The organism is Rathayibacter rubneri (assembly GCF_023743255.1).
GTDB classification, from domain to species: domain Bacteria; phylum Actinomycetota; class Actinomycetes; order Actinomycetales; family Microbacteriaceae; genus Rathayibacter; species Rathayibacter rubneri.
The window spans coordinates 1-6,627 of record NZ_JAMRYM010000132.1 but is presented as its reverse complement, the minus strand read 5'-3'; the positions used below and the strand labels follow the sequence as shown (position 1 = coordinate 6,627).

Below are 6,627 nucleotides of genomic sequence, written 5' to 3'. Positions count from 1 at the left end.
GAACACCCCAGGAGCCCCGATGCCCCGCACCGCCTACGTCCTCAAGGTCTACCCCCGCTTCTCCGAGACCTTCGTCGTCTCCGAGATACTGGCTCGCGAGGCCGCGGGCGAGGACCTCGTGATCGTCTCGCTCCGCGCTCCCGACGACCCCCGCTTCCACCCCGAGCTCGCCCGCGTGAGCGCGCCGGTCCGCTACCTCGACAAGCCGCTCAAGGCGTCCGCGCTCTGGCAGGGGCTGCGGGCCGCCGAGCAGTCGCCCGAGCTGATGGAGTCCGTCGCGCGCCTGCTGCCGGAGCTGCTGCGGGCGAGCCCCGAGGACGCCTCGCAGGCCGTGCAGCTGGCCGCCGCCGTGCAGCGCGAGGGGGTGACGCACCTGCACGCGCACTTCGCCTCCAGCGCCACGACCGTCGCCCGGCTCGCGTCGCTGCTGACGGGCGTGCCGTACTCCTTCACCGCCCACGCCAAGGACCTCTTCCACGAGTCCGTCGACGCCGCCGACCTCCAGCGCAAGCTCGCCGACGCGAGCTTCGCCGTCACGGTGAGCGACTACAACGTGCTGCACCTGGCCGCACGGTTCCCCGGAGCCGCGGGACGCGTGCGCCGCGTCTACAACGGCCTCGAGCTCGAACGCTTCGCCTTCTCGCCGCGCCCCGAGCGCACCGGCGTGCTCCGCGTCGCCGCGGTCGGCCGGCTGGTCGAGAAGAAGGGCTTCGCACTGCTCGTCGACGCCGCGGCGATGCTCGCCGCCGGCGGGCAGGACGTCGAGATCGAGATCGCGGGCGGCGGCGAGCTGCACGACGCGCTCGACGAGCGGATCCGCTCCGCGGGCCTGGAGTCGCGTGTCCGGCTCCTGGGGCCCGTGCCGCAGAACGGGGTGGCCGCTCTGCTGCGCCGCTCGGACGTGTTCGTCGCGCCGTGCATCGTCGGCGTCGACGGAAACGCCGACGGGCTGCCGACCGTGCTGCTGGAGGCCATGGCGACGGGAGTGCCGTGCATCTCGACCGCGGTCACCGGGATCCCCGAGGTGATCCGCGACGGCGACACCGGGATCCTCTGCCGTCCGGGCCGTGTGGACGACCTCGCCCGGGCACTCCAGCGCGTGGCCGACCCGGCCTTCGACACCGCCGGCGTCACCGCTCGCGCGCGAGCCCTGGTCGAGAGCGAGTTCGATTCACGGGTCCAGGCCCGCACCCTCGCTGCGCTGACCCGCGACGCCTCCGCGGCGGAGGTGGCGTGATGCGCGTCGCCGTCGTCTGCGCCGACCCCGGCGTGCCCGTGTTCGGGAGCAAGGGCTCCTCCGTCCACGTCCAGGAGATCCTCCGCGCCCTCCGCTCGCGCGGCGACGACGTGCGCGTCTACTGCGCCCGCGCCGGTGACAGCGTCCCGGCCGACCTCGCCGACGTGCCCGTGCTCGAGCACCGCACCCGCGTGCAGGACCCGGCCGAGCGCGAGCGCGCGGTGGCCGCCGCGGCCGTGCACCTCGCCGAGGCGGTGCTGCTCGACGGCTGCGACCTCGTCTACGAGCGCTACTCCCTCTTCAGCCGCGCCTCGGCGCTCGTCTCGGTGGGGCTCGGCGTCCCCGCGGTCCTCGAGGTCAACTCGCCGCTGATCGACGAGCAGCGCGAGCACCGCGTCCTCGTCGACGAGGACGAGGCCCTCGACGCCACCCGCGCGGTCCTCGCCGCGGCGGCGGTCGTCGCGTGCGTCTCCGCCCCGGTGGCGCGCTGGGCCGCCGACCGCGGCGCGCGTTCCCCGCTCGTCGCCCCCAACGGCGTCAACACCCGGCGCATCGTCGAGGCCCCGTTCCGCGACGGCCACCCGCTCACCGTCGGCTTCGTCGGCACTCTGAAGCCGTGGCACGGAGTCGGCACTCTGCTCGATGCGGTCGCACGCCTGGATCCCGCGCTCGTCCGCCTCCTCGTGGTGGGGGACGGACCCCAGGGCCCGGCGCTCCGCGAGCAGGCCGAGCGCCTCGGCCTCGACGTCGAGTTCACCGGCGCCGTCGCCCCCGAGGACATGCCCGGGCAGCTCGCCCGCCTCGACGTGGGGGTCGCCCCGTACCCGCAGCGCGCCGCCGAGGACTACTTCTCGCCGCTGAAGGTCTACGAGTACCTGGCCGCCGGGCTCCCCGTCGTCGCCTCGGGCGTCGGCCAGATCCCCTCGATCCTCGAGCACGGGGTCACCGGCCTGGTCGTCGCTCCGGGGCGGGCGGAGGCGCTCGCCGCGGCGCTCGCCGACCTCGCCGCCGATCCCGCCCGCCGCCGCGCGATGGGAGCCGCCGCCCGCGCCGTCGCGGTCGCCGAGCACGACTGGTCCCGGGTGCTCGGGCGGATCCTCGACGCCCTGCCCGACGCCCTGCCCGACGCCCGCGAGGTCGCCGCATGAGCCGCGCCGGCCGCACCGCGCCCGACCCCGGTGCGCTGCGCCGCAGCCTGCACATCGTGCGCCCGCACCTGCGAGAGCACCGCCTCCTGATGCTCGGCGGACTCGTCGCGCTGCTGGCCGAGGTGATCCTCCGGGTGCTCGAGCCCTGGCCGCTGAAGATCGTGATCGACAGCGTCAGCGCGAGCCTCGGCGCCACAGCCGGCGCCAACGCGGGGACGCCTCCCGCGACCATCGGCCTCCTCGTCGCGTGCGGAGCGATCCTGCTCGGCCTCGTGGGCCTGCGCGCGATCACCGCGTACCTCTCGACGATCGCCTTCGCGCTCGTCGGCTCCCGCGTCGCGACGTCGCTGCGCGCCCGCGTCTTCGCGCACGTGCAGGCCCTGTCGCTGAGGTACCACACGGTGTCCTCGGCGGGCGACACCGTGCAGCGTCTCGTCGGCGACATCGGCCGCCTGCAGGAGGTGGCGGTCACCGCCGGCCTGCCGCTGGTCGGCAACGTCATCACGCTCGTCGTGCTCACCGTCGTGATGCTGTGGCTGGATCCGCTGCTCACGCTCGTCGTCGTCGGCGCGGCGATCGTCTACCTCGTCTCCTCCCGGCGCAGCTCGTCGTCGATCACCAGCGCCTCGCGCTCGACCCGCAAGGGCGAGGGTGCGCTCGCCGACACCGCCCAGCAGACGCTCGGCGCGATCCGCGTCGTGCAGGCCTACGGACTCGAGAAGGAGGTCGGCGGAGCGTTCGACCGCGGCAACGCCACCGCGCTGCACCAAGGAGTGAAGGCCCGCCGCCTCGCGGCCGCGCTCGAGCGCCGCACCGACGTGATCGTGGGAGTCGCGACCGCGCTGGTCCTCACCGGCGGCGGCTGGCGCGTGCTCGAGGGGCAGATGACCCCGGGCGACCTCGTCGTCTTCACCATGTACCTCAAGATCGCCATGCGCCCGCTGAAGGACCTCGCGAAGTACACGGGCCGCATCGCGCGCGCCGCGGCCTCGGGGGAGCGGGTCGCCGACCTGCTGGACGAGGAGATCGAGGTGCGCGACCGCCCCGGCGCCCGGCCGCTCGTCACGACCGCCGGCGCCGTCTCGTTCGAGGCGATCGGAGTCGACGACGGCTACGGCCGCCCGCTCTTCACCGACCTGTCGCTCCGGATCGGCGGCGGCGAGAACGTCTGCCTGCTCGGCGCCTCCGGAGCCGGCAAGTCCACGCTCGCGAGCCTGCTCGTGCGCGCCTCCGATCCGCGCCGCGGCCGCATCGCGCTCGACGGCACCGATCTGCGCGACGCCACCCTGTCGAGCCTGCGCGCGAGCATCTCCCTCCTGCTGCAGGACTCGGTCCTCTTCGCCACGTCGGTCCGCGAGAACATCCGCTACGGGCGCCTGGATGCGACCGACGCCGAGGTCGAGGAGGCGGCCCGCCGCGCGAACGCGAGCGACTTCGTCGAGGCGCTGCCCGACGGCTTCGAGACCGTGCTCGGCGAGCGCGGGGGCACGCTGTCGGGCGGCCAGCGCCAGCGCATCGCCATCGCCCGGGCGCTGCTGCGCGACGCCCCGGTCGTCGTCCTCGACGAGGCCACGACCGGGCTCGATCCCGAGGCGCGCGCCCAGGTGGCGCAGTCGCTCGCCGAGCTCACCCGGGGCCGCACGACGATCTCCATCACGCACGACCCCGCCGCGATCGCCGGCGCCGACCGCCTGCTCTGGCTCGAGGACGGCCGCATCGTCGAGGACGGGACCCCCGAGGAGCTGCTCGGCAGCGACTCCCGTGTCGCGGCCTGGTTCCGCCGCGCCGCGGTTCCCGGGACGACCGAGGAGGTGCGCGCGTGACCCCCGGCACGGAGGCGGCCGTGACCGACCTGGCCCGTCGTGATCCGGCGCTCCCGGCCCTCGCGCAGCTCCTCGACGCGCGGCGCCTCGACGACGCCCTGGGCGGCGCGGTCCACGTGACCCGTCGGCGCTGGAAGCGCGGCGCGGACGTCGTGGTCGCGTTCGACGGTCCCGCCGGCCCGGGCTGGATCGCCTCGTACGCCGATCCGGCCAAGCTCGACAAGACCCGCGAGCGCGCCCGGCGCGTCGGGGTCGTCCTGCGCGAGCATCCCGGGCTCCTCGCCGTGAGCGGCCCCGTGCGCGCCGACCGCGAGCTCTCGCCCTCGGTGCGGCGCCTCGAGCGGCTCGAGCCCGGGCTGCTCGAGCGCGCCCGCCTCCTGCGGCACAACCCGCACCGCCGCCTCGTCGTGGCCGAGGCGTCGCGCGTGGTCAAGATCGTGACCCCCGGAGCGGCCGCGTCGGTGGTGGAGGTCGCGCGCGTGCAGCGCGCCCTCGCCGACCGGGGCGTCCCCGTCCTCGTCCCCACGGTGATCGGCTCCGGCGCCTCCTCGACCCCGTGGTGGGGCGACGGCGATCTCACCGAGCGCCGCTCTGAGCTCGCCGCCGCCCGGGCGGGGACCGCCCTCGCCCGTCTGCACGCCGTGCGGGGCGTCCCGGTGCCCGCGGGCTCCGGCGACGAGGTCGCCACCGCGGTGCGGGCCCTCGTCGACCTCGTCCCGGGTCTCGCGCCGCGGCTCGAGCGACTCGCGAGCGGCCTCGCCGGCGCGGGCCCCCGCTCCGCCGTCGTGCACGGCGACTTCTCGGCCGACCAGGTCCTCGTCGGCGACGGCGTGCGGCTGATCGACTTCGACCGCGTCCGCGCCGACGAGCCCGAGCGGGATCTGGGCGGGCTCCTCGCGGCGGAGCCGCCCTCCTCCGCGCTCGGAGCGGCCCTGCTCGAGGCGTACCGCACCGCCGGGGGAGCGGTCGACCCCGCCGCCCTCCGCCGCCGCACCGCCTCCGCCGTGCTCCTGCGCGCCGTCGAGCCGTTCCGCACCGCCCTGCCCGACTGGCGCGAGCGCGTCGAGGCCGCCCTCGCGCGGGCCGAGGGGGTGCTCGCGTGCTGAGTGCGGTGCCCGCGGAGATCGTCGAGGACGGAGTGACGTGGACCGTCTCGCGCGCGTGGCCCGCTCCCGACGGCGCCGATCTCGAGGCGCACGCCGCCGGCTCGCCCGACGTCCGCGGCGGCCGCTGGAGCGCCTCGGGCGGGATCCGGCTCCTGCCCGCCGGCACCGACCGCCGTCTCCCCGCCCTCGAGTCCGCCCGCCGGGAGGGGGCGGTCGTGGTGCACCGCCCCGGTCGCCGCGCCGTGGTGCGCTCGGCGGACGGCCGGAGCTTCCTCAAGGTGCTGCGCCCACACGCCGCTCCCGGAGTCGTCGCCGCCCATGCGAGCGCCGAGGTCTTCGCCGCAGGGTTCGACCTGCCCCGGGTGCTCCACCGCGCCGACGACCCCGACGGCCTCGTCCGCTTCGCCGCGCTGCCTGGGCGCACACTGCTCGAGGTCGGCTCCGACCCGCGCACGACGCCCGAGCGGTGGCGCGCGGTCTGGGAGCGCTGGGCCGAGGGCTGGGCCCTCCTGCCCCCGGCGCCCGCCGAGCTGCCGGAGCACGGGCCGGCCGCGGAGTCCGACGTCGTCGCGACCTGGGCCGCGCACGCCGCGACACAGCTGCCCGCGCACGAGCGCGCCCAGGTGCTCGCGGCGGCCGCTCGCGTGTCGGAGTCGCTCGTCGCCGCCCCCGCGGAGCCGCTCGTCCTCGCGCACCGCGATCTGCACGACAAGCAGCTCCTCGCCGCCGACGACGGGTCCCTGGCCCTGCTCGATCTCGACACTGCGGCGCGGGCCGAGGCCGCGCTCGATCTCGGCAACCTGCGCGCGCACCTGCGACTGCGCACCGCGCAGGGGCTGCTGCCGCCGGGGCGGGCCGCCGAGGCCGCCGCGATCGTCGACCGCACCGCCGAGCGGGCCGGAGTGCCTCCGCACCGCCTCCACGCCCACGACACGGCGGCGCGCCTGCGCCTCGCCTGCCTCTACCTCTTCCGACCGGCCTGGCGCTCGCTCGCCGCCCGGTCGCTCGCCGACACCACCGGAAGGATCCTCGCCCCGTGAGACCATCGACACCGAACCCGTTCCGCCGCTCGACCGGCAACGGCACGACCCCCGAGGAGACGACCATGGCCCGACGCGGTCCCGTCCTGCTCGCCGTCGGCGCGGCCGTCTGCCTCGCCGCGATCATCGGAGGCGCCGTCACCGTCGCCGGCGCGATGCAGCCGCCGCAGCAGGTCACCGAGATCGGCTCCACGCCGGTCGTGGGCCCGAGCCGCGCCCCCGGAGCCGACGAGACGCCGACCGGGAGCCCGAGTGCCGGGGTCGGCACTCGGG

The 6,627-nt window shown here is 76.4% G+C and carries 6 protein-coding genes; all 6 read left to right on the top strand.

Features of this window, described 5'->3' with window-relative positions:
• Positions 1 to 19 precede the first annotated feature (19 nt).
• On the top strand, positions 20 to 1,237 hold the full coding sequence (locus tag NB037_RS17905) for a glycosyltransferase (RefSeq protein ID WP_251948195.1): 1,218 nt from the start codon (positions 20 to 22) through the stop codon (positions 1,235 to 1,237).
• The gene (locus tag NB037_RS17900; protein ID WP_251948193.1) at positions 1,237 to 2,385 is read left to right on the top strand and encodes a glycosyltransferase family 4 protein; all 1,149 of its coding nucleotides are present in this window, start codon (positions 1,237 to 1,239) and stop codon (positions 2,383 to 2,385) included. Before NB037_RS17905 ends, NB037_RS17900 begins: the two co-directional genes overlap by 1 nt.
• Positions 2,382 to 4,208, top strand: a complete 1,827-nt coding sequence (locus NB037_RS17895; RefSeq protein ID WP_251948191.1) for an ABC transporter ATP-binding protein — start codon at positions 2,382 to 2,384, stop codon at positions 4,206 to 4,208. Before NB037_RS17900 ends, NB037_RS17895 begins: the two co-directional genes overlap by 4 nt.
• Entirely contained in the window at positions 4,205 to 5,314 is a 1,110-nt protein-coding gene (locus NB037_RS17890) for a phosphotransferase family protein (RefSeq protein WP_251948189.1), read from the top strand. Before NB037_RS17895 ends, NB037_RS17890 begins: the two co-directional genes overlap by 4 nt.
• 5 nt (positions 5,315 to 5,319) lie before the next feature.
• A complete protein-coding gene (locus tag NB037_RS17885) occupies positions 5,320 to 6,354 on the top strand; it encodes a hypothetical protein (protein ID WP_251948187.1) in 1,035 nt (344 codons plus the stop codon).
• Positions 6,351 to 6,627: hypothetical protein (locus tag NB037_RS17880; RefSeq protein ID WP_251948185.1), on the top strand; the 277-nt coding region annotated here is incomplete at its 3' end. The genes NB037_RS17885 and NB037_RS17880, both read left to right, overlap by 4 nt.

Excerpts from the sequence above, each read along its gene's own strand:
- NB037_RS17900 (WP_251948193.1), top strand. The coding sequence starts at position 1,237 with ATGCGCGTCGCCGTCGTCTGCGCCGACCCCGGCGTGCCCGTGTTCGGG.
- NB037_RS17905 (WP_251948195.1), top strand. The coding sequence starts at position 20 with ATGCCCCGCACCGCCTACGTCCTCAAGGTCTACCCCCGCTTCTCCGAG.
- NB037_RS17895 (WP_251948191.1), top strand. The coding sequence starts at position 2,382 with ATGAGCCGCGCCGGCCGCACCGCGCCCGACCCCGGTGCGCTGCGCCGC.